21 protein-coding genes are annotated in these 23,055 nt (G+C 34.9%); 17 read left to right on the plus strand and 4 right to left on the minus strand.

Annotation, left to right across the window (positions count from 1 at the left end; all coding sequences use genetic code 11):
• The first annotated feature begins 32 nt into the window (after window positions 1-32).
• The 4 genes from sppA (at window position 33) to D1606_RS05900 (ending at window position 3,230) form a co-directional block, all read left to right on the plus strand.
• Window positions 33-1,043, plus strand: coding sequence for a signal peptide peptidase SppA (gene sppA, locus D1606_RS05885; protein ID WP_119415092.1), 1,011 nt, complete (start codon window positions 33-35; stop codon window positions 1,041-1,043).
• Between the two features lie 14 nt (window positions 1,044-1,057).
• Window positions 1,058-1,606 carry an RDD family protein gene (locus tag D1606_RS05890; RefSeq protein ID WP_233548029.1) on the plus strand — a complete coding sequence of 183 codons (549 nt, stop codon included), beginning with the start codon at window positions 1,058-1,060 and terminating at the stop codon, window positions 1,604-1,606.
• 98 nt (window positions 1,607-1,704) lie between these two features.
• Window positions 1,705-2,211 carry a thiol peroxidase gene (gene tpx / locus D1606_RS05895; RefSeq protein ID WP_119415093.1) on the plus strand — a complete coding sequence of 169 codons (507 nt, stop codon included), beginning with the start codon at window positions 1,705-1,707 and terminating at the stop codon, window positions 2,209-2,211.
• Between the two features lie 77 nt (window positions 2,212-2,288).
• Entirely contained in the window at window positions 2,289-3,230 is a 942-nt protein-coding gene (locus D1606_RS05900) for a class I SAM-dependent methyltransferase (RefSeq protein WP_119415094.1), read from the plus strand.
• Between the two features lie 141 nt (window positions 3,231-3,371).
• Here D1606_RS05900 and D1606_RS05905 read toward each other — a convergent pair whose 3' ends face one another.
• A complete protein-coding gene (locus D1606_RS05905; protein ID WP_119415095.1) occupies window positions 3,372-3,830 on the minus strand; it encodes a universal stress protein in 459 nt (152 codons plus the stop codon).
• A 296-nt stretch (window positions 3,831-4,126) separates the two neighbouring features.
• Between D1606_RS05905 and ald the strand changes: the two genes are divergently transcribed.
• Window positions 4,127-5,239 carry an alanine dehydrogenase gene (gene ald / locus D1606_RS05910; protein WP_119415096.1) on the plus strand — a complete coding sequence of 371 codons (1,113 nt, stop codon included), beginning with the start codon at window positions 4,127-4,129 and terminating at the stop codon, window positions 5,237-5,239.
• 119 nt (window positions 5,240-5,358) lie between these two features.
• Here the strand turns inward: ald and D1606_RS05915 are convergent, their stop codons facing one another.
• Entirely contained in the window at window positions 5,359-6,456 is a 1,098-nt protein-coding gene (locus D1606_RS05915; protein WP_119415097.1) for a M24 family metallopeptidase, read from the minus strand.
• Between the two features lie 160 nt (window positions 6,457-6,616).
• Here D1606_RS05915 and D1606_RS05920 point away from each other — a divergent pair, with 160 nt between their 5' ends.
• Window positions 6,617-7,297, plus strand: a complete 681-nt coding sequence (locus D1606_RS05920) for a metal-dependent hydrolase (RefSeq protein WP_119415098.1) — start codon at window positions 6,617-6,619, stop codon at window positions 7,295-7,297.
• Window positions 7,298-7,403: 106 nt separating this feature from the next.
• Window positions 7,404-8,714 (plus strand): DRTGG domain-containing protein, encoded by a 1,311-nt coding sequence (locus D1606_RS05925; RefSeq protein ID WP_119415099.1) that lies wholly within the window; start codon window positions 7,404-7,406, stop codon window positions 8,712-8,714.
• Window positions 8,715-8,758: 44 nt separating this feature from the next.
• Here D1606_RS05925 and D1606_RS05930 read toward each other — a convergent pair whose 3' ends face one another.
• A complete protein-coding gene (locus D1606_RS05930; RefSeq protein WP_119415100.1) occupies window positions 8,759-9,076 on the minus strand; it encodes a YtpI family protein in 318 nt (105 codons plus the stop codon).
• A gap of 116 nt (window positions 9,077-9,192) precedes the next feature.
• On the opposite strand from D1606_RS05930, the gene D1606_RS05935 reads away from it, so the two are divergent.
• The 8 genes from D1606_RS05935 to D1606_RS05970 all read left to right on the plus strand — a co-directional run bounded on the left by D1606_RS05935 (window position 9,193) and on the right by D1606_RS05970 (window position 19,340).
• Window positions 9,193-10,134, plus strand: a complete 942-nt coding sequence (locus D1606_RS05935; RefSeq protein WP_119415101.1) for a DHH family phosphoesterase — start codon at window positions 9,193-9,195, stop codon at window positions 10,132-10,134.
• Window positions 10,135-10,149: 15 nt separating this feature from the next.
• Window positions 10,150-13,245, plus strand: coding sequence for a DNA polymerase III subunit alpha (dnaE, locus tag D1606_RS05940; RefSeq protein WP_119415102.1), 3,096 nt, complete (start codon window positions 10,150-10,152; stop codon window positions 13,243-13,245).
• A gap of 157 nt (window positions 13,246-13,402) precedes the next feature.
• Window positions 13,403-14,050, plus strand: coding sequence for a FadR/GntR family transcriptional regulator (locus D1606_RS05945; RefSeq protein ID WP_119415103.1), 648 nt, complete (start codon window positions 13,403-13,405; stop codon window positions 14,048-14,050).
• A 2-nt stretch (window positions 14,051-14,052) separates the two neighbouring features.
• Window positions 14,053-14,910 carry an acetyl-CoA carboxylase, carboxyltransferase subunit beta gene (gene accD, locus D1606_RS05950; protein ID WP_119415104.1) on the plus strand — a complete coding sequence of 286 codons (858 nt, stop codon included), beginning with the start codon at window positions 14,053-14,055 and terminating at the stop codon, window positions 14,908-14,910.
• Window positions 14,911-15,864: an acetyl-CoA carboxylase carboxyl transferase subunit alpha gene (accA, locus tag D1606_RS05955; RefSeq protein WP_119415105.1), complete on the plus strand. Its 954-nt coding sequence runs from the start codon at window positions 14,911-14,913 to the stop codon at window positions 15,862-15,864.
• 286 nt (window positions 15,865-16,150) lie between these two features.
• Window positions 16,151-17,110, plus strand: coding sequence for a 6-phosphofructokinase (gene pfkA, locus D1606_RS05960; protein WP_119415106.1), 960 nt, complete (start codon window positions 16,151-16,153; stop codon window positions 17,108-17,110).
• Between the two features lie 19 nt (window positions 17,111-17,129).
• Entirely contained in the window at window positions 17,130-18,890 is a 1,761-nt protein-coding gene (gene pyk / locus D1606_RS05965; protein WP_119415107.1) for a pyruvate kinase, read from the plus strand.
• Between the two features lie 60 nt (window positions 18,891-18,950).
• Complete coding sequence (locus D1606_RS05970; RefSeq protein WP_119415108.1) at window positions 18,951-19,340, plus strand: FxsA family protein; 390 nt, start codon at window positions 18,951-18,953, stop codon at window positions 19,338-19,340.
• Here D1606_RS05970 and D1606_RS05975 read toward each other — a convergent pair.
• Window positions 19,321-20,229: an AI-2E family transporter gene (locus D1606_RS05975; protein WP_158582322.1), complete on the minus strand. Its 909-nt coding sequence runs from the start codon at window positions 20,227-20,229 to the stop codon at window positions 19,321-19,323. The genes D1606_RS05970 and D1606_RS05975 overlap by 20 nt on opposite strands.
• Before the next feature lie 312 nt (window positions 20,230-20,541).
• Here D1606_RS05975 and citZ point away from each other — a divergent pair, with 312 nt between their 5' ends.
• Together citZ and icd are read left to right on the plus strand one after the other, a co-directional pair.
• Window positions 20,542-21,657: a citrate synthase gene (citZ, locus tag D1606_RS05980; RefSeq protein ID WP_119415110.1), complete on the plus strand. Its 1,116-nt coding sequence runs from the start codon at window positions 20,542-20,544 to the stop codon at window positions 21,655-21,657.
• Between the two features lie 78 nt (window positions 21,658-21,735).
• Window positions 21,736-23,001 (plus strand): NADP-dependent isocitrate dehydrogenase, encoded by a 1,266-nt coding sequence (icd, locus tag D1606_RS05985; protein WP_119415111.1) that lies wholly within the window; start codon window positions 21,736-21,738, stop codon window positions 22,999-23,001.
• Window positions 23,002-23,055: the final 54 nt, after the last annotated feature.

The following is a 23,055-nucleotide window of genomic DNA, read 5'->3' on the forward strand; positions in this document are numbered from 1 at the left end:
ATAAATAAATGGAACAAAAAGGAGGAAGATTAATGACAGCAAAACGATGGATTGCTTTGGCAATCGCAGCAATATTAATAGTCGTTTCTACATTTACAACAATATTTTGGTCATTTGTTAAATCAGATATTAAGAAAGAGATTAATTCTGCGTTTAATATGGATGCTACATATAATACAAAGGTTATAAAACAAGGAGATATGGGGAAAAAGGTAGCCGTTTTAACAGTAAACGGGACTATTCAGGATACTGGAGAAACGACTTCTTTATTTAATTCCGAAACGTACAATCACCAATTTTTCATAAAGCAGTTAGATGAAATTTTAGATGACTCTAATGTAAAAGGTGTACTTTTGAAAGTCAATTCTCCTGGTGGAGGTACGAACGAATCAAAACAAATTTATGAAAAACTAGAGCAAATAAAAAAGGAACGGAATATACCTATATATGTTTCGATGGGATCTATGGCCGCTTCTGGAGGATACTACATTTCTGCCCCTGCAGATCAAATATTTGCTGATGAAGAAACAATTACAGGATCTATTGGTGTAATCATGCAAGGAATGGATTATAGTAAACTAGCTAAAAAATATGGTATTGAATTTAATACTATCAAAACTGGACCGTATAAAGATATTTTAAATGGTTCAAGAGAAATGACTGCAGCAGAACGTAAATTATTGCAAGACATGGTGAATGATTCGTATGAACGATTTGTTAATGTGGTAGCTGATGGACGTGGCATGTCTAAAAAAGAAGTAAGAGAAATTGCGGATGGTCGCATTATGAATGGCTCACAAGCTGTGGATGCGGGACTGGTCGATAAACTAGGGTATAGCGAAGACGCGCTTCAAGCTCTTTTGAAAGACAATGATCTTGAAGGGGCAGAAGTTTATGAATATAAAGAGCAAGGTGATTGGTCATCACTTTTATCTTCTAAGGTAAATACATTAGTTGGTAGTTCAGCCGAAAAAGAGGCTATAACCAAATTGTTAACCAAAAATAGTGCACCTCGTATGATGTATTTGTATGGTGAAGAATAAGGAGGGCTAGAAAGATGGCAGAAACAGTTAATGTTAGAGCACTAAGCCCAGAACCAATGCAAATAAAAAAAGTAAAAGATTACCGATTGAAGACAGCAGGATTTTGGACTAGATTTTGGGCATATTTGATTGATTTAATCGTTATCTCTTCTCTAACGTCAATATTAGTAAAACCTTTATTTTTGTTAATCGGTTGGGAGGATTTAGAAATTCTTCATCTTTCCCTTTATGGATCAGTTACTAGTTTTATATTTTATATCTATTTTGTTTTAATGACGAAACTCTGGGGACAGACTATAGGGAAAATGGCGCTTGGTATTCGAGTTGTTTCTGAAAACCAAAAGCCTTTAACTTGGGGAACTGTGCTCTTCCGTGAATGTATTGGTCGAATTATATCGGTTACAGTTAAAATTCTTTATATAATTGTTGCGTTCACCCCATGTAATAAGGCAATTCATGACTATATTGCAGATACAATAGTTGTGCATGAAAATACATTTGAGGAAAGAGAAAAAGAAATCGCGGTAGAAATTAAACAGGAACAAAAAGAAACGGAATTTTAAGAAAATTAATCAGAAAATACAATTCAAAACAAACATAAGGCGTGAAAGTTGCAAGGGCGAGAAAGATTCAAGTAATATTGTTTAGAGGAGGCGTTGAAATGGTACAAGTAACATTTATTAACAACCCAGTAACATTAGTCGGACCAGAAATTAAAGTAGGTGACAAAGCACCTGATTTTACTGTATTATCTACAGACTTAACAGAAAAACATTTATCTGATTTTGAAGGTAAAACTGTTTTAATTAGTGTTGTTCCATCATTAGACACAGGTGTATGTGATGCACAAACACGTCGTTTTAATGAGGAAGCTACTGCATTAGGAGAAGATGTTGTAATCTTAACAATTTCATGTGATCTTCCTTTTGCGCAAAAACGTTGGTGCGGTGCAAATGGCATCGAAAACGTCCACACTTTATCAGATCATCGTGACTTATCATTTGGAGATGCATATGGTGTCCATATGAAAGAATTACGTTTACTTGCTCGTTCTGTCTTTGTTATTGATAAAGATGGCAAAGTTTCTTATGTTGAGTATGTATCTGAAGGTACAAACCATCCGGATTATGATAGCGCATTAGCTGCTGTTAAATCACTTACTAAATAAGTTAACTTGATGTCAGGAAATAATATGAAACCCACTCGAGTAGGATTGAGTGGGTTTCAGTTTTGAGGGAGAAAAAAATGGAAACTATTGAAAAATTATTTTCTTTTATCGATGAATATTCAGAAGAAGTGGCAAAAGAACATAATATTACTTACTTAGAAGGTGTTCTTGAAACATTAAATACATGGTTAGATGGAGATAGAAAACCTAGTATTAACGAACTTTCTAAAGAGGAAATTCGTAAGGCCATCCAGTTGGCAATTTTAAAGGGAATGCGTAAAAGTGCACAGCCTAATCACCAAATGACGCCAGATTCACTTGGGCTATTATTAGGCTATTTTGTTGAACAATTTTACGAAAAGGAATTCAAATCTGATGAGAAAATTACTGTGCTAGACCCAGCAATTGGTACAGGGAATTTATTATTAACAGTTATGAATTTAGTAGGAGATAAAATTGAAGGAACCGGCGTAGAAATTGATGACTTGTTAATTCAACTTGCAGCTGCATCAGGCGAATTAGAAAAGCAACCTATTTCTTTGTATTGCCAAGATGCATTAGAAAATTTATTGATTGATCCAGTTGATGCCGTAATTTGTGATTTGCCGGTTGGATATTATCCGAATGATGAAGTTGCAAAGCAATATGAGGTCAAATCATCTGAAGGGATGACATATGCTCATCATTTATTTATTGAACAATCATTAAAATATGTAAAAGATGGCGGTTACCTTTTCTTTTTAGTACCAGACCATATATTTGAGTCTGAACAATCTTCTATTTTAAACAAATTAATCACTTCAAAAGCTTGGATACAAGCAGTCGTACAATTACCTGAAGAGCTATTTTCAAACAAAGCACATGCAAAAAGCTTATTTATATTGCAAAAGAAAAATGATACAGGTGAAGCAGTAAAAGAAGTATTGCTTGCAAGAGTTCCTAATATGAAAAACATAAAAGCATTAGAACTTTTCTTTGCAAAAGTTAGAAAATGGAAAAAAGAACAAAAGAAATTTTAACAGAAGAATGTTTCCGTTTATTGTTAAATACCGACGTAATAAAAGCTTACAGACAATGTAACATGATCTGTAAGCTTTTATTATGTTCGAAATATAAAATGTAAAGAAAACCCACTCCAATTATGAAGTGGGTTATCAAACTTATTTTTCTTCAATAACTGAATCTGTACGAACAACAAGCACATCGCATTTAGCAGAACGTACAATACTTTCAGAAACACTACCGATTAAGAATCTTTCTACAGCATTAAGTCCAGTAGCACCACAGATGATTAAATCTGCTTCTACTTTTTTAGACACTTCTCTTGTAATAATTGTTTTAGGTGATCCGTATTCAATTAATACGTTTACATTTTTAACGCCTGCAGCTTCTGCTTCTTTTTTGTAGCCTTCTAGCAATTCTTCAGCGAACTCTTGTGCACGTTCTTGGATGGAACGATCATAAGCTTCAATAGCGGCAAATGAACGAGTGTCAATAATATTAACTAAGTTAAGAGTTGATTTGTTACGATTTGCTACGGCAATTGCTTTCTTAAATGCATATTCCGCTTCTTTTGAGCCATCTACTGCAACAACAATATTATTATAAGTTAATGCCATAATAAATTCCTCCTTTATATAAATCCATTATAACATTTTTGTTTAATAAATACTTCCTCATTTTCCAAGTTCGAAAATTCGTAATATCTTATAATGCTATGAAAACAGAGGGGTTATGAAGGATTTAAGAGATTTATAATTTCCAATATGTTCATAGTGTTATCCTAAAAAAAGAAATTTTCTAAATTATTAACAAATTGATTTTGAAATCTGATACAATGAACTTGTTTTTATGTTGTCACAAGATTATACATAAAAAACAATCAATTACTTTTTTACACTTGAGGAGGATGGGTATGAAAATTGGTGTTCCAAAGGAGATTAAAAACAACGAAAACCGTGTGGCAATGACGCCCGCTGGTGTGGTGAACTTAGCAATGTTTGGACACGAGGTATTTATTGAAACAGGTGCCGGTCTAGGTTCTGGCTTTACAGATGAAGATTACAAACTAGCAGGGGCAAAAATAGTCTCTACAGCAAGTGAAGCTTGGAAGCAAGAAATGGTTATGAAGGTGAAAGAACCGATTACTTCAGAATACGATTATTTTTTTGAAGGTCAAATTCTTTTCACTTATTTACATTTAGCGCCTGAGCCTGAACTAACTCAAGCTCTGCTAGATAAAAAAGTAGTTGCAATTGCATATGAAACTGTACAATTACCAAATCGTACTTTACCATTATTGACTCCTATGAGTGAAGTGGCAGGAAGAATGGCCACACAAATTGGTGCTCAATATTTAGAGAAGCAAGAAGGCGGTAAAGGTATTTTACTTGGTGGCGTGTCAGGGGTGCCGCGTGCAAAAGTAACAATTATTGGTGGGGGTATGGCAGGAGCTAATGCTGCAAAAGTTGCAATTGGTATGGGCGCTGAAGTAACGATTATAGATTTAAGTCCAGAGAGATTGCGTCAATTAGATGACCAATTTGGCAATGATGTCCAAACATTAATGTCTAACCCATACAATATCGCTGAATCTGTAAAAAATTCTGATTTAGTTATTGGTGCTGTACTAATTCCGGGAGCAAAAGCACCAAAATTAGTAACAGAAGAAATGATAAAATCTATGTCTCCAGGTTCTGTAGTTGTCGATATTGCGATTGACCAAGGTGGTATTTTTGAGACATCTGACCGCATAACTACGCATGATAATCCAACATATATAAAACATGGTGTTGTTCATTATGCAGTAGCGAATATGCCTGGTGCTGTTCCAAGAACTTCAACAATCGCACTTACAAATAACACTGTTCCTTATGCCTTAGAAATTGCCAATAAGGGCTATAGACGGGCTTGCTTAACAAACGAGGCATTGAAAAAAGGTATTAACACTTTAGAGGGTAATGTTACATTTAAAGCAGTTGCAGAAGCTTTAAATTATCCATATGTTCCTGCTGATTCGTTATTATAAATTATGACTGAAAAAAATTAATAGATTCAAAGCATATATAAAGCGCCGGATAAGATTTCGATAGAGATCTTATCCGGCGCTTTTAATATTCATAACGTATTGAATTTTAATGATACAAATTATTTAGGTTGAATAATTTGTAGTTCTTTAGGGAAACTTGTTAAAACCTCAACACCATTAGCAGTTACATATACATCATCTTCAATTCGAACACCTGCTGTATCACCTTTATAGATACCTGGCTCAATAGTGAAGACCATACCTTCTTTCATAGCAACTTCGTTTGCACCATGTACTGATGGGAATTCGTGCACTGAAATTCCTAAACCGTGACCAAGACGGTGAGTGAAGTATTCACCGTAACCAGCTTCAGTGATGACATCGCGAGCGATTTTATCTAAATCCATTGCTCTTACTCCTGGTTTTACTGCAGCAATTGCAGACTCGTTTGCATTTTTGACAGCTTCATAAACCGCTTTTTGTGCTTCAGAAGGTTCACCAAATGCTACTGTACGAGTAATATCTGAGCAGTATCCTTTATAAACAACACCAAGATCAAATAAGACTAAATCACCTTTTTGGATTTTTTGGGTACCTGGAGTTCCGTGAGGAGAAGCGGCATTTAATCCAGTAAGGACCATAGTGTCAAATGACATATAAACGCCTTTTTCTTTCATAGCAGATTCTATTGCAGATAGAACTTCAATTTCAGTTTTACCTTCCGCTAATTCGTTACAACCTACTTCAATTGCATAATCAGCTAATTTAGCAGCTTCACGTAGTTTTTCTAACTCGTCTTCTGATTTAACTAAACGCATATTAATAAGTTGTTCGTCAATGCCAACAAATGTAGATGTTGGGTAGACAGTTTGTAAAGCTTCTAAACGCTCAACTGTTACATGTGTTTTTTCAATCGCAATTGTATTTAATGTAACTTTACGAGTTTCAGCAGTGTTATGGAAGATATCCCATGCGTTATCTGTATCGTCATGACCTACAGCTTCATATGCCCATCCTGAAGCCTTCGCATCAGGAACTTCCATTTTAGGACAAATCATAAATGGTTCAGCATCTTTAAATACCATTACGCCAAGAAGACGCTCATGAGGATCACTTTTAAAGCCTGAAAGATAGAAAACATTATCAGGTGTTGTGATAAATGCTGCATCGATATTTTTTTCTTGTAAATACTTTTGAATCAATTGAACCTTGTTCATAAGAATCCTCCTTAGAATTGTTAGAGCTCTTGAAATAATGATATAAGTACATTTTAGTTTAAGTAACTCTTCGCAATTATAGTTTACCAAAAAAAGAGGAAAATAAGTACCTATAACGAATAGAAGTCAATGATACAAAATATTGAAAGGATGATTCTAAATGCAAATTTCTTATCATGGTCATTCCATAGTAAAGATTAAAACGAAAGGTTATACCATTTTAATAGATCCTTTTATTACAGGTAATCATCTTACAGATTTATCCGTGAAAGAAGAGCACCCAGATGTAATTTTGTTAACGCACGGTCATAACGATCATGTAGGTGATACTGTTGAAATTGCAAAGCAGTCAGGAGCTTTGGTTGTTGCTCCAAATGAACTTGCTGAATATCTCTCTTGGCAAGGTATCAAAACACATCCTATGCATATAGGGGGAGCACATCAATTTGACTTTGGTAAAGTAAAACTGACTCAAGCCTTTCATGGGTCTTCATATATCACGAACGACCAACAAATAATTTACACTGGTATGCCTGCAGGTATTTTATTATTTATAGAAGGGAAAGTAATTTATCATGCAGGTGATACAGCATTATTCTCAGATATGAAATTACTCGGTGATATCCATCCGATTGATGTTGCATTTTTACCAATTGGGGATAATTTTACTATGGGACCAGAAGATGCAGCTAGGGCTGTTGAGTTTTTAAAACCAAAAGAAGTAATACCAATCCATTACAATACATTCCCTGTTATTGAGCAGGATCCTCAAGAATTTGCCAAAATGGTTTCATTTACAAGTGTTCGTGTGATGAAATCAGGAGATGAATTTGACATTTAATTGAAATATATACAATAAAATCGACTTCTAATGCTAAATTACTAAAGAAAATGAGCGAGATATGTTACACTTAAGCCAAGAATGATGTTAGAAAATAGGTGATTTTTTGGCTACAAAACATGAAAAGATACTTCAATATATTGAATCCTTACCAGTCGGAGACAAAATTTCAGTTCGACAAATTGCTAAAGAAATGTCAGTAAGTGAAGGGACAGCTTATCGTGCGATTAAAGAGGCTGAAACGAGAAGACTAGTTAGTACGATTGAACGTGTCGGTACGATTCGTATTGAAAAGAAGAAAAAAGAGAATATTGAAAGGCTAACATTTGCAGAGATTGTTAATATTGTTGAGGGGCAAGTACTAGGTGGCAAAAATGGTCTGCATAAAACGTTAACAAAATTTGTTATTGGTGCGATGAAATTAGAAGATATGATGCGCTATACAGATGCAGGTAGTCTATTGATTGTCGGAAATCGTGATCGCTCACATGAGTATGCGCTAAAAGCAGGTGCAGCTGTACTTATTACGGGTGGTTTTGATACTAACGAGGAAATAAAAAAATTAGCAGACCAGTTAGAGCTTCCTATTATTTCAACAAGTTATGATACGTTTACTGTTGCAACAATGATTAACCGTGCTATTTATGACCAATTGATAAAAAAAGAAATCTTATTAATTGAAGATATTGTTGTACCTATCACGCACACATCTTATTTAAAAACGACAGACACTGTAAAAGACTATAATCTCCTTAATTCTGAAACGAATCATGGTGGTTATCCTGTCGTTGATAAGCATGGTAAAATTGTTGGGATTGTAACATCTAGAGATTTGATAGGTAAACAAGAAGATGACCAAATTGACCGTTTGATGACTCGTAATCCAATTACTGTAACGATGAAAACAAGTGTTGCTACCGCAGGACATCGAATGATTTGGGAAGGTATTGACCTTTTACCTGTTGCTGATGAACATGGAATATTGCAAGGAGTTGTTAGTCGTCAAGACGTATTAAAGGCTTTGCAAATGGCACAAAGACAACCGCAACATGGAGAAACGATTGATGATTTAGTGAAAAATGAAATCATGATCAATTCTTCAGAAGAAGATAATATTGTGAAATTCTCAGTAACACCACAAATGACAAATCAATTTGGTGCTATTTCTTATGGGGCATTTACGACGTTAATCGTTGAGTCTGGTTCTATTACATTGAAAAAAGTAAAACGTGGAGAAAGCGTATTAGAGAATATGTCTATTTACTTTATCAAACCAATTCAAATGGAAACAATGGTAATTGTAAAACCAAGAATACTTGATATGAGTCGTAAATTTGCTAAGATGGATTTTGAAGTGTTTAGTGAAGAGATGTTAGTAGGTAAAGCAATGGCTACATTCCAAATACTAGAACGTTAATCTATTTTTACAAATATACAAAAAGTGATGCACAAATAAGTGCATCACTTTTTGTTCAATTCCTCTTCTTCCGCAATATATTGAGCATAATGGCGTACACGTTTGTTATAATTAACTGTTGCGTATAAGCCAAATAAAATCAAAATAGCACAAACTACATATGTAAGAATCGTATGATATATAATAATTTGGTTTATCCCAAATAGGATTAATAGCATACCAAGTGCAATGCCTGCTCTATTTGCATACCATTTTTTACGAATAGGTAAGTTTGTGCGGAATTGTTTTGTTTTAAAATATAAGTAAAACACAAATGTAATAATGATTAATAATGCTAAAATAATATTTAAGATATTACTCATGGTGTTCCTCCTAAATAGTAAATCTGTCTTTATTTTAACGATAATAACTTAAAAAAGATAGTAGAAAGTAAGGAGGTAACCTTTTAGAGATTATATATTTGTAGGAGGTATTTTTCTTGAAAAAAGAAATTATTGAAACGATTAAATCGTATGATACCATTATTGTACATCGACATGTACGTCCAGATCCCGATGCGTACGGATCACAACTTGGATTACAAGCAATTTTACAAACTACTTACCCAGAAAAAAAGGTATATGCTGTTGGTGAACATGATTTAGCATTCGATTATCTAGGTAAGCCTGAAGTAATAGCAGATGATGTATACCGTAATGCACTAGTCATTTGTACAGATACTGCTAATACTGATCGAGTGGATGACCAACGTTACAACACTGGTAAATTTCTCATTAAAATAGACCACCATCCAAATGATGATGCTTATGGAGATTTGTTATGGGTGAATACATCTGCAAGTTCATGCAGTGAAATGATTTATGAATTATTTAAAGAAGGTCAAGAAGTTGATGGTTGGAAAATGGATAAGAAAGGAGCACGTCTGTTATTTGCAGGTATTGTAGGTGATACAGGACGTTTTATCTATCCAAGTACAACAGAAAAGACATTTAATGTAGTGGGTGAGCTTATTCAATATGATTTTGATCGTACAGAATTATTCAATAGTATGTATGAGTTAGACCGATCATTATTACATTTACAAGGCTATATTTATCAAAACTTTACAATAGATGAAAACGGAGCAGCCTACATTAAGTTACCTATTAGTACTTTAAAAGAATTTGGAGTAACTGCAAGTGATACTTCAGCTTTAGTAGGTTCTCTGGGAGATGTCAAAGGTATTAAAGCTTGGGTTATGTTTGTAGAAGAAGAGGATCAGATTCGTGTTCGCTTACGCTCAAAAGGACCAATTATAAATAATTTAGCAAAACAATATCGTGGTGGAGGTCATCCGATGGCTTCAGGGGCTAAAATTTTTAAATGGGCAGAGGCGGATGAAATCATTAGCAAATTACAAATGCTATGTAAAGAAGCTTAAAACGGAAAGGAAGAGATGAAGTTGCAACCTGTTTACTCCCAAATAGTTACAGCTGCGGACATGTTAAAAAGTACAATTCGCACAAGTGAGCTCATTTCCTTCCTTCAACAAGAAAATGCTAAGGCTGCAGCCATTACTAATTCCAAATTATATGGGCTGTTGCCTTTTTGGCGTGCTCTAAAAGAAACGTCTATTCATCCGGTAATTGGCTTAACAGTTCGAGTTGAGTTTTTTACTGAAGATATTCGACCTATTGTGTTATATGCACAGAATATTACTGGGTATCAGAATCTATTAAAGATAACTTCTTCTACTTCTTTAAGGGAAAATGAAACATTACCATTACGATGGTTAGAAGGCTATCACAGAGGTTGTATAGCATTAGTTCCGATTACAAATGATTTGTGGCAACAAGAACAACCTTATGGCGCTGTCGAGAAACTTATCGAGATTTTTGAGAAAGAATATTTATATATAGGAATTGATCGACCGAATGGTATCAAATATCCAACAGAAGAAAATATAATTTCTTACTGTAAAATGAATGGACTTCAAGTATGCGCAACCCATTTAAGTACTTTTATAAAAGAAGAAGATGCATTTACATTTGAAGTGGCAAAGGCTATCTCAACAGGTGCCAAAATGGCTGATCAAGAACAACTTACATCCCGAGAACGTAAGCAATTTTTACCTACTGGGGACAATTTTTACGATTGGTTTGAAGACCATCCAGAGTGGCTACAAACATTAGAAGAAATGCTTATGTCATGTAAAGTGGATATTGAATATAACCATTTTTATATGCCGAAGTTTCCAGTTCCCGATGGTAAGACAGCCGAGGGGATATTACGAGAAAATTGCTTAGTAGGTTTACAAGAGCGTGTACCTGATGCAGGAAAAGAATATTATGACAGATTATCTTATGAATTAGATATCATTATAAAAATGGGATATGCGGATTATTTTTTGATCGTCGCAGATTACATTCAATTTGCAAGAAGTAAGAATATCTTAACAGGACCTGGACGGGGATCTTCAGCAAGTTCTTTAGTCGCTTATAGTTTGCGAATAACAGATGTAGATCCTTTAAAATACGGTCTATTATTCGAACGGTTTTTAAATCCAGAACGAATCACATTACCGGATATAGATGTGGATTTTGCAGATTATCGGAGACAAGAAGTCATCCAGTATGTAGCAGAAAAATATGGTACTAACTATACATCTCAAATTATCACATTTGGCACATTATCAGCTAAGGCTGTCGCTCGTGACGTTGCAAGAGTTTTTGGATTTAGCAATGAAGAATTGACACAAATCTCCTCTCTTATACCTGGAAAAACAGGTATAACATTAAAAGAAGCATTGCAACAATCTGATTCTTTGAGAAAATACGTGAACTCAAGTGAAATTCGCCAAAAGTGGATGCAAGTAGCTCTGAATTTAGAAGGATTGCCACGTAATGCATCAACACATGCGGCAGGGGTTGTTTTATGTCCTGAGCCAATCGTTAATATAGCGCCAATTGAAAAAGGTAGTGAAGGTCTATACTTAACACAATGGCCAATGCAAGAAGTTGAATCAGTAGGTCTATTAAAGATGGATTTTTTAGGTTTACGTAATTTAACTATATTAGAACGAATCCGTTCAATGATTTACTATGATCAACAAAGATATTTGCGATTCGACAAAATCTCTATGTTTGACCAAAAAACTTTTGAACTACTGCAAAATGGTGATACGACAGGAGTCTTTCAATTAGAATCGGACGGAATGAGACAAGCTTTACGTGAAATCCAACCAACTTCATTTCAAGATATCGTTGCTGTAAATGCACTATATCGTCCAGGCCCAATGGATTTTATACCCGTATATATCAGACGAAAGCATGGATACGAACAAGTTAATATGCCTCATCCTGTACTAGAACCTATTTTAAGAGAAACGTACGGTGTTATTGTTTACCAAGAGCAAATTATGCTTATTGCTTCACGTATGGCAGGGTTTACAATGGGAGAAGCAGATATTCTTCGTAGAGCCGTAAGTAAAAAGAAAAAGGAAGTACTTGATAGTGAAAGAGCTCATTTTGTAGAGAATTCTAAAGCCAATGGGTTTTCTGAGAAAATAGCAGAGGAAGTCTATAACTTAATCGTTCGTTTTGCAAATTACGGTTTTCCTAAAAGCCATGCAGTTGCATATAGTATGATTTCTTATCAAATGGCGTACTTAAAAGCTCATTTTCCAGCTTATTTTTATGCTGCAATGTTAAGCTCTTCGATGGGAAATCGTGAAAAATTCAATAAAATACTGAACGAGGCAAAGCAAAAAGGAATTGTGATACTAGGTCCATCTATCAATGAGAGTGGAGGATCCTTCCGTGTACAAAATGGTGCAATTCGTCTAGCTTTGTCAGCGATTAAGGGTGTTCCTCATACCTTTATAAACAAAGTTATGGAAATTAGAAAAGCTGCTGGGCATAAAAAGTGGCGCGATATATTTGATATGGCGATTGATTTGACAGCCATACATTTTACTCGGAAAACAATTGAGCCCTTAGTTAAAGCAGGTGCACTAGATGAATTTGGAAAAGATCGTGCAGTACTCTTAGCAACTATTGATGCGGCTGTAAGACATGCTGAGTTATATCGACCTGATGAAGAGGAACAACTTTTAGATGATGAATCATTTTTCTTTGGTAAACCTAAGTACGCTGAAGCTAGCCCAATACCAGAGAAAATAAAATTGCAATTTGAAAAGGATGTACTTGGTTTATATATATCTATACACCCAGTCCAAAAAGTAAAAAGAGAACAACATATTCATTCTAATACGGCTGATGAAGTACGGCATATGAATAATCGAGAGTATGTTAAAATCGTTGGCCTTATTGTAGCTATTAAACAAATAAGGACAAAAAAGGGCGAATTAATGGGCTTTGTAGAAGTGGAAGATGAAACAGGAAGTATTTCGATTACTATTTTTCCAAAAGAATATTTAAAATTACTAGAATGGATTAAAGAAGAACAAATATTATATGTAGAAGGAGTTCTTGAGATAAGAAAAGGATATCCACAAATAATATTAAAAAAATGTAAGCCTATATCACCATAAAATGAATATGAAAAAATAGGGAATTTGTCTAAACTGTGCGACTATCGCACAGTTTTTTTGTTTTGCGCTTTACTTGTGTTAGCAATTTTTGTATGATTATATTGTTCGAAAGTGGTCAGACCACTTTAATAATACTTAAATAATGGGGAGACTAATAATGAGCGTAGATAAGCCTGCTTCTAAAATGTTTTTACAAATAGTACGTGAATTGCGTGAAATTATTCATGATGAGAATATTCCTCCAGGAGGTAAAATTCCATCTGAAAGAGTTTTAGCAGAGCGTTTGAATGTTGGAAGATCATCTATTAGAGAAGCACTACGTAGCCTTGAATTATTAGGCTTGATCGAAACCCGCAGAGGTGGGGGGACCTTTGTTGCGGATTTTCGTAATCATCAATTAGTAGAAGTGTTATCGACATTTATATTACAAGAGGAAAAGACTTTAAGAAATGTTCACAAAACAAGGAAAATTTTAGAACGAGATGCAATCCGTATCGTAACTGAAGACGAGATGCTTCGAAATCTTCCTGTGTGGGAAAGTTTGTTAAAAAACGTGATTATAGAAGGGCGTATTGTACGAGAAGACTTGATGAGAGAAATTGTTATTACATCAAATAATCGACTTGTACTGAAGATTTGGATACTTTTAAAACAATATGGTAAGGAACCTTATAGTGGTATGTCAACAGAAGAAGAACAGCCAGTTTTAAAAACATTCATCAGTGAACTGATGCTTGGCCATACAAATAAAGCAATTCAGGCTTTTGAAGATTGGACAACACTTTTACATAAGGAGCGAGAGTGATTATGAGTATTCGAGATATATTTAAAAAAAATAAACCTAATAAAAGTATTACGATTACAAGAGAAAATCATGATATTCCAGAAGGAATCATGACAAAATGTCCAGAATGTAATCATGTGATGTTAACCAAAGATCTACAAAAAAACAAAAAGGTTTGTCCGAACTGTCAATATCATCATAAAATGACGGCAAAAGAACGAATTGATGATTTTTTGGATGAAGGTTCATTTCAATCATTAGATGATCATTTACAAACAGTAAATCCACTAAATTTCCCAGGATATATTGAAAAAGTAAATTCAGATATGAAAAAAACTAGTTTAAATGAAGCGGTTTTAACTGGAATTGGAAAATTAGATGGACAACAAGTTGTTGTTGCTGTAATGGATTCATTTTTCCGTATGGGGTCTATGGGGTCAGTAGTTGGTGAAAAGATTACTAGAGCAATAGAAAAAGCAACAGAACTTTCGGTTCCATTTATTATTTTCACTGCAAGTGGTGGAGCAAGAATGCAAGAGGGTGTGATTTCCCTTATGCAAATGGCCAAAACTAGTGTGGCATTAGAACGTCATGGCGCAAAAGGGAACTTATTTATTTCTATTATGACTCATCCAACAACGGGGGGAGTTTCCGCAAGTTTTGCTTCACTTGGTGATATCAACCTAGCAGAACCACAAGCATTAATCGGTTTTGCTGGTAGACGTGTCATTGAACAAACTGTACGAGAAAAACTACCAAATGATTTTCAAACAGCTGAGTTTTTATTAGAACATGGTCAGTTAGATGCAGTTGTACCACGACATGAAATGCGAAAAACTGTTAGTACAATTGTAAAATTGCATGTAAAGGAGGCAATTTAATTGGTCAAAACATTACCTTTTGAAGAGCCGCTAGTTCAATTACGTTCAAAGATTACAGAGTTAAAAGAATTTACATCGAATGCAGATGTGGATTTATCAAAAGAGATTGAACAGTTAGAGCAACGTTTTATAAATCTTGAAAAAGATATTTATCACCATTTAAAACCGTGGGATCGAGTTCAAATTGCGCGTCATCCTGAACGACCATCTACTCTCGACTATATTAAGGAACTTTTTAATGATTTTATCGAACTACATGGCGATCGTAACTTTGGTGATGATGCAGCAATTGTAGGAGGGATTGCTTCTTTTGAAGGAATGCCAATTACAATTATCGGTCATCAACGTGGGAAAGACACAAAGGAAAATATTCGTCGGAATTTTGGTATGCCACATCCTGAAGGGTATCGAAAAGCTTTACGTCTAATGAAGCAAGCAGAGAAATTTAGTCGTCCTATAATTTGCTTTATCGATACAAAGGGAGCTTATCCTGGTAAAGCGGCAGAAGAAAGAGGACAAAGTGAAGCAATCGCTAGAAACTTGTTAGAAATGGCAGGTTTAAAAGTGCCGATTATTAGTGTTGTAATTGGCGAAGGGGGTAGCGGTGGTGCATTAGCTTTGGGTGTAGCGAATCATGTTCACATGCTAGAAAACTCTACTTATTCTGTAATTTCACCAGAGGGAGCTGCTTCCATCCTTTGGAAGAATGCAGCACTTGCACAAAAGGCTGCAGAAGCTATGCGAATTACAGCACCGAATTTAAAGGAAGCAGAAATAATAGAAGAAATTATTCCAGAAGTGTTAGGCGGAGCCCACAAAAATGTTCATAAACAAGCTGAATTCTTAAAAGATGTTTTATTAAATTCTTTAAATGAGTTAAAGAGCTTATCCGAAGAGGAATTAATCGAACAACGTTACGATAAATTTAGAAAAATCGGAGTCTTTTCTGAATAAAGATTTCAATATAGACGTCTGACAAATTAAAATAATGGTATATTTATATAAAAGGCTGCTTTAAACGAATATTATAATCGTTTGAACCAGCCTCTTATTTCTTTTGGAGAAATTAGCATGTTGGAAGTTATACATAAAACTTCTAATAATAAATACTGATATATAATAAGGATTAGTCATAATTCAAAGGAAATGAGCAATATTTACTTATATGTTCATCACTTTATACGTTATTTGTTATGGGAAAATCAATTTTTCCTATAAGAAGAACAGGAGGTTGAGACAAATGAAAAAAATAGGTGTATTAACGAGTGGCGGAGATTCTCCTGGTATGAACGCTGCAGTTCGAGCAGTTGTGAGAAAGGCACTTTATCATGGAATTGAAGTTGCGGGTATATATCATGGATATCAAGGTTTAGTCGAAGGGAAAATAAAAAATTTAGATGTTGGTGATGTTGGAGATATTATTCAAAGAGGCGGAACAATGCTTTATTCAGCCAGATGCCCAGAATTCAAGACAGATCAAGTGCAAGAAGAAGCAATTGGGCAATTAAAAGAACACGGAATTGAAGGTCTTGTTGTCATAGGTGGAGATGGTTCTTATAGAGGAGCTTTGGCATTATCAGAAAAAGGATTCCCGTGTATTGGCGTACCTGGAACTATTGATAATGATATACCTGGTACAGATTATACAATCGGGTTTGATACAGCTTTAAATACAGTCATAGAATGTATCGATAAAATTCGTGATACAGCTACTTCACATGAAAGAACATTTATCATTGAAGTAATGGGTCGTGATGCTGGAGACTTAGCTTTATGGGCAGGATTAGCTGGTGGAGCTGAAACAATTGTAATTCCAGAAGTTACTACAGATATTGAAGGTTTAGTACAACGTTTAAAACAAGGTCATGAACGTGGAAAAAAACATAGTATTATTATTGTAGCTGAAGGTGTAATGTCTGGTGGAGACTTAGCTAAAGTTATAAAAGAAAAAGCGGACATCGAAACTCGTGTATCTGTCTTAGGTCATATCCAACGAGGAGGATCCCCAACTGCTAGAGATCGCGTACTTGCTAGTCAACTTGGTGCAAAAGCGGTAGAAGTTTTGATGGAAAACCGTGGAGGAGTAGCGATTGGCATTCGCAATCATGAGGTGGTAGACTATGAGTTGAAAGATGCATTTAATAAAGAACGGAAAGATGAACTATCTATGTATACACTATCTAAAGAATTGTCTATCTAATAAATTGGAGTGGTAAACAATGAGAAAAACGAAAATAGTCTGTACTATTGGACCAGCAAGTGAATCACAAGAAACATTAGTTTCATTAATAGAAGCAGGTATGAATGTTGCTCGATTGAACTTCTCTCATGGTAGTCATGAAGAACATGCAGTTCGTATTCAAGCAATCCGTGAAGCAGCTAAAAAGACAGGGAAAGTTGTATCTATCTTACTTGATACAAAAGGACCTGAGATAAGAACTCATAATATGGAAAATGGAGCAATCGAACTTGTAACAGGTCAAACTATTGATATCTCTATGAAAGAAGTTCTGGGTAATAGTAAAGTATTTTCCATTACTTATGAAAGATTGATCGAAGATGTTCAAGTCGGTTCAGTTATCTTACTTGATGACGGCTTAGTCGAATTACATGTAACAGGTATTGATCAACAAGCTGGAATTATTCATACAACAGTTGAAAATGCAGGCGTATTAAAAAACAAAAAAGGTGTAAATGTACCAGGAGTTTCAGTTCAACTTCCAGGAATTACAGAAAAAGATGCTCAAGATATATTATTTGGTATTGAACAAAAAGTAGATTTTATCGCAGCTTCTTTTGTAAGACGTCCTTCAGATGTAATGGAAATACGTGAATTACTCGAAAAAAATGGTGGATCTCATATTCATATCATTCCGAAAATCGAAAACCAAGAAGGCGTAGATAACATTGATGGAATTATCCAAGTATCTGATGGGTTAATGGTGGCACGTGGAGATCTGGGTGTAGAAATTCCAGCCGAAGAAGTTCCAATCGTGCAAAAAAATCTAATTCATAAATGTAATAGAGCAGGAAAACCAGTAATAACAGCTACCCAAATGTTGGACTCCATGCAACGTAATCCTCGTCCAACTCGTGCAGAAGCAAGTGATGTTGCAAATGCTATTCTTGATGGTACTGATGCAATCATGCTTTCCGGTGAGACTGCTGCAGGACTTTATCCATTAGAATCGGTCCAAACAATGGATAAAATTGCCAGCCGCATTGAACAAACTTTAGACCATAAACGTATTGTCAATGAAAGAAGCAAAGAAAAAGGCGCTAACATGACTGAAGCGATTAGCCAAGCTGTCGTTCATACATCTCTTAACCTTCAAGTTTCTGCTATTTTAGCACCAACTGAAAGTGGAAATACAGCGAAAATGATCGCTAAATACCGACCAGGTGTACCAATCATAGCTATGACTTCTTCAGAGGAAGTGTGCCGAAATCTAACTCTTGTTTGGGGTGTACAACCTATAGTAGCACCACAAGTTACATCAACAGATGAAGTATTAGAAAAAGTGGTTCAACAAAGTATAGATAGAGGATATGTAAAACACGGTGATTTAGTAGTTATTACAGCTGGAGTTCCAGTAGGTGAGGCAGGTACAACTAACTTGATGAAATTACATGTTATTGGCGATGTGTTAACAAAAGGTCAAGGAATTGGTAAATCTACTGCTATTGGTAAAGCTTTAGTAGTTCGTAATGCAGAAGAAGCACTTGCACAAGACACTTCGGAACGTATTATTGTTACGATTGGATCAGATCGTGAAATGATGCCTGCTATTTCAAATTGTGCTGGATTGATCACCGAAGAGGGGGGACTAACTAGTCATGCTGCCGTTGTAGGGCTTAGTCTAGGGATTCCGGTTATTGTAGGTGTAAAAGATGCCACAAAACTTATTAAAAATGAGCAAGAAGTTTCAATGGATGCTGTTTCAGGTGTAATTTACTATGGATCATCTAGAATTTTATAATGATAAGCCGCAATCATAAAATTTTACTTCTGTTTTAACGCTAAAAAAGAGGTGCAGACAATGCGGAAGTTTCTTTTGTTTTTAATTGCAGTTCCAATTGTTGAATTAACTGTTGTCTTACTATCGGGAAAGCTAATAGGTATGATTCCTACTATGTTTTTAATTGTAGTTACTGGGTTATTAGGAATATATATTGCTAAATCCAAAGGGTTAAATGCCTTTCAACAATTGAAAGCTGCGATTGAAAATGGACAAGCACCTGGTGATGCAATTATTGATGGAGTATTAACTTTTATTGGCTCTATCATACTTGTTCTTCCAGGGTTTATCTCTGATATAATAGGGATTTTATTGATCATACCAATAACTAGAAAGTTATTTAAACCAGCCATCTATTATTGGTTAAGAAAAAAGATGAAAAAAGGGCAAATTATTTTGATGCAAAAATAGGTAGCTTTTTTAACTTTACAGCGATTAATAATATGAATGGGCTAAGAATAATACCTGCTACTCCAAAAAGTAGTAAACTTATGGCACTTAAGATGAAGGCGTGTACCGAGCGAATTTGCATGGTAGACGCCCACATCATTGATTCCGCAAATTGTCGTGTAAGTTGTACTATAATATACAGAACAATAATTTGAATTCCAATGGCCATTTTCCCAGTTACCATAAACAAAATACTTATCGGGATTAAGAATATACCAATCCCTAAAAAAGGTAAGAAATCACATACGGAGACAAGTAATGCTTTTCCTATAGGTTCGGAAAAACCGAGCATATAAAATCCGATAGATAAAAGGCCGAAAGTAATAAATGCTAAACGAATTTCCACCGAAATAAAATAACTAAATAATGTTGTAGCCTCTTCAAAAATTTTTCTTATATGTTTTCTGAAATTTGAAGGAATATATACAAAAAACCAATGCTTATTACGGCTTGTTTCATATAATGCAAAATAAAATGCTACGATAAAAATCGTAACCTCAACTAGATGTTGCATAATGTCTTGTATAGATTGAAATATTTTGGATATCATTATATCGAATAACTCAAATAACTGATCTCTAATCTGAGTTGTTATGGCATCAGGAATATGAATAAATGATGAAGCGTCTAACAAATTGTCCTTTAAAACTGGAAGAGTATCCATTAATGCTGTGGCAAGAAATAATAGTCCTACTGATAAACTAAGTACAATTATAATTTCTGTTAATAGTGCAGTAATAAATGAAGGGATTTTTAGTTTTTTATGGAATAATTGTAATAGAGGTGAGAAAAGATAGGCTAATACGATTGCTAATGTTACTGGTAGTATAAGCCATGCAACAAAAACCAAAAATATTATAAAACTCCAAAGCTTTATGTTATTCTTCGTATTTTTATCAAGAGAATTAATAATATAGTCACCTTCTTCCTCTTCCACCAATTTATGTATCTTGATAATGATGATATTTTCTACAAAACGTCTGAATATTCTCTTTAGCATTGTTTTTAGAAAAAATGAAGGTTTTTCATTCACAAAGCCGTCAAAATTTATTATAATATCAATGTAAGCGATTTACTTATAGGTTCATATGGATTTTGACGATTTATTTAAAAGTTAGAACTTGTTTTTAACTAACGTTAACCCAAAAAGGAGCGAGAAATAATGGCAACAACTAAAGGTTTAGAAGGCGTTGTAGCAGCAGAAACTAAGATTAGCTCAATCATTGATGATACTCTTACATATGTAGGCTATAACATCGATGATTTAGCAGAAAACGCATCTTTTGAAGAGGTAGTATACTTACTATGGCACACTAGATTACCAAAAGCTGACGAATTAGCTGAGTTAAAACAACAACTAGCAGAAAATATGGTAGTGCCACAAGCGGTATTAGATCACTTCAAAACTTACGATCTAAAATCAGTACACCCAATGGCTGCTTTACGTACAGCTGTTTCTTTATTAGGTTTATATGATGAAGATGCAGAAGATATGTCAGCTGAAGCTAACTATCGCAAAGCTATCAAATTGCAAGCTCGTATGGCAACTGTAGTTACAGCATTTGGTCGTATCCGTGCTGGTAAAGAACCAGTTGCACCTAGAAAAGACTTATCATATGCAGCAAACTTCTTGTATATGCTACATGATAAAGAACCACAACCAATTGAAGTGGAAGCTTTCAACAAAGCATTAGTTCTTCATGCTGACCACGAATTAAACGCTTCAACATTCACTGCTCGTGTATGTGTTGCTACATTATCAGATATTTACTCTGGTGTAACTGCAGCAATTGGAGCTTTAAAAGGACCACTTCATGGCGGTGCAAATGAACAAGTTATGAAGATGTTATCTGAAATTGGATCAATTGATAATGTTGAATCATACATCCAAAACAAATTAGATAACAAAGAAAAAATCATGGGATTCGGACACCGTGTTTACCGTAAAGGTGACCCACGTGCAAAACATTTACGTTTAATGTCTGAAAAATTGACTAAACTAAATGGTAAACCTGAACTTTATGAAATGTCAGTTAAAATTCATGACATGATTCAAGAACAAAAACACCTACCTGCAAACGTAGACTTCTTCTCAGCATCAGTTTACGATTCTCTAGGTATTGAACATGATCTATTCACTCCAGTATTTGCTGTTTCACGTGTATCTGGTTGGGTTGCTCATATCTTAGAACAATATGCTAACAACCGTTTAATCCGTCCACGTGCAGAATATGTTGGACCTGGTATGCAAAAATATGTACCAGTTGAAGAGAGATAATTGGTATAATGGTAATAATCGTAGGGCAGACTAATCTAGTTCCTGCCCTACGTGTATGAATATAGGAGGCAAGAAATAATGTCTAACGAGAAAATCATAGTAGAAAACGGTGTACTAAACGTACCAAACAACCCTGTTATTCCATTCATCGAAGGTGACGGAATTGGTCCTGATATCTGGGCAGCCGCTTCACGTGTTATCGATGCAGCAGTAGAAAAAGCTTACAATGGTGAAAAGAAAATTGAATGGTTAGAAGTTCTAGCTGGTCAAAAAGCATTCGACAAAACTGGCGAATGGTTACCACAAGAAACTCTAGATAAAATCAATGAATATTTAATCGCTATTAAAGGTCCTCTTACAACACCAATCGGCGGAGGTATTCGTTCACTTAACGTTGCATTACGTCAACAACTTGACTTATACGTTTGCTTACGTCCTGTACGTCACTTCGAAGGTGTTCCATCTCCAGTTAAAAATCCAGAAAATGTTGATATGGTAATTTTCCGTGAAAACACTGAAGATATCTATGCTGGTATCGAATATAAAGAAGGCTCAGAAGAAGTTAAAAAAGTTCTTAACTTCCTTCAAAATGAAATGGGAGTTAGTAAAATCCGCTTCCCAGAAACTTCTGGTATCGGTATTAAACCAGTTTCTAAAGAAGGTACTGAACGTCTAGTTCGCGCTGCTATTAACTACGCTATTAAAGAAGGACGTAAATCAGTAACTTTAGTACACAAAGGTAACATTATGAAATTCACTGAAGGTGCATTCAAAGCTTGGGGCTATGCTGTAGCTGAAAATGAATTCGCTGATCAAACTTTCACTTGGAACCAATATGATGCTATTAAAGCTGAAAAAGGTCAAGAAGCTGCTGATAAAGCACAAAAAGAAGCTTTAGCTTCAGGTAAAATCTTAGTTAAAGATTCTATCGCTGATATCTTCTTACAACAAATTTTAACTCGTCCAAAAGAATTCGATGTTGTTGCAACAATGAACTTAAACGGCGATTATATCTCTGATGCACTTGCTGCACAAGTTGGTGGTATCGGTATTGCTCCAGGAGCAAACATTAACTACGTTACTGGACATGCTATTTTCGAAGCTACTCATGGTACAGCTCCTAAATACACTGGCATGGATAAAGTAAACCCATCTTCTGTACTTCTTTCAGGCGTACTTATGCTTGAACACTTAGGATGGAATGAAGCTGCTGACTTAATCACTGCTTCAGTTGAAAAAACAATTGCTTCTAAAGTTGTAACTTACGACTTTGCTCGTCTAATGGATGGTGCAAAAGAAGTTAAATGTTCTGAGTTCGCTAACGAACTTATCAAAAACCTATAATTTATAAAATTTAGGTTAAAGGGAATCGAGTGTAATCTCGATTCCCTTTTTTTT

The sequence above is a fragment of the Rummeliibacillus sp. POC4 genome, from assembly GCF_003576525.1.
Taxonomy (GTDB): Bacteria; Bacillota; Bacilli; order Bacillales_A; family Planococcaceae; genus Rummeliibacillus.

Coding starts and splice junctions, on each gene's coding strand:
- sppA (WP_119415092.1), top strand. CDS start 33: ATGACAGCAAAACGATGGATTGCTTTGGCAATCGCAGCAATATTAATA.
- D1606_RS05890 (WP_233548029.1), top strand. CDS start 1,058: ATGGCAGAAACAGTTAATGTTAGAGCACTAAGCCCAGAACCAATGCAA.
- tpx (WP_119415093.1), top strand. CDS start 1,705: ATGGTACAAGTAACATTTATTAACAACCCAGTAACATTAGTCGGACCA.
- D1606_RS05900 (WP_119415094.1), top strand. CDS start 2,289: ATGGAAACTATTGAAAAATTATTTTCTTTTATCGATGAATATTCAGAA.
- D1606_RS05905 (WP_119415095.1), bottom strand. CDS start 3,830: ATGGCATTAACTTATAATAATATTGTTGTTGCAGTAGATGGCTCAAAA.
- ald (WP_119415096.1), top strand. CDS start 4,127: ATGAAAATTGGTGTTCCAAAGGAGATTAAAAACAACGAAAACCGTGTG.
- D1606_RS05915 (WP_119415097.1), bottom strand. CDS start 6,456: ATGAACAAGGTTCAATTGATTCAAAAGTATTTACAAGAAAAAAATATC.
- D1606_RS05920 (WP_119415098.1), top strand. CDS start 6,617: ATGCAAATTTCTTATCATGGTCATTCCATAGTAAAGATTAAAACGAAA.
- D1606_RS05930 (WP_119415100.1), bottom strand. CDS start 9,076: ATGAGTAATATCTTAAATATTATTTTAGCATTATTAATCATTATTACA.
- dnaE (WP_119415102.1), top strand. CDS start 10,150: ATGAAGTTGCAACCTGTTTACTCCCAAATAGTTACAGCTGCGGACATG.
- D1606_RS05945 (WP_119415103.1), top strand. CDS start 13,403: ATGAGCGTAGATAAGCCTGCTTCTAAAATGTTTTTACAAATAGTACGT.
- accD (WP_119415104.1), top strand. CDS start 14,053: ATGAGTATTCGAGATATATTTAAAAAAAATAAACCTAATAAAAGTATT.
- pfkA (WP_119415106.1), top strand. CDS start 16,151: ATGAAAAAAATAGGTGTATTAACGAGTGGCGGAGATTCTCCTGGTATG.
- pyk (WP_119415107.1), top strand. CDS start 17,130: ATGAGAAAAACGAAAATAGTCTGTACTATTGGACCAGCAAGTGAATCA.
- D1606_RS05970 (WP_119415108.1), top strand. CDS start 18,951: ATGCGGAAGTTTCTTTTGTTTTTAATTGCAGTTCCAATTGTTGAATTA.
- citZ (WP_119415110.1), top strand. CDS start 20,542: ATGGCAACAACTAAAGGTTTAGAAGGCGTTGTAGCAGCAGAAACTAAG.
- icd (WP_119415111.1), top strand. CDS start 21,736: ATGTCTAACGAGAAAATCATAGTAGAAAACGGTGTACTAAACGTACCA.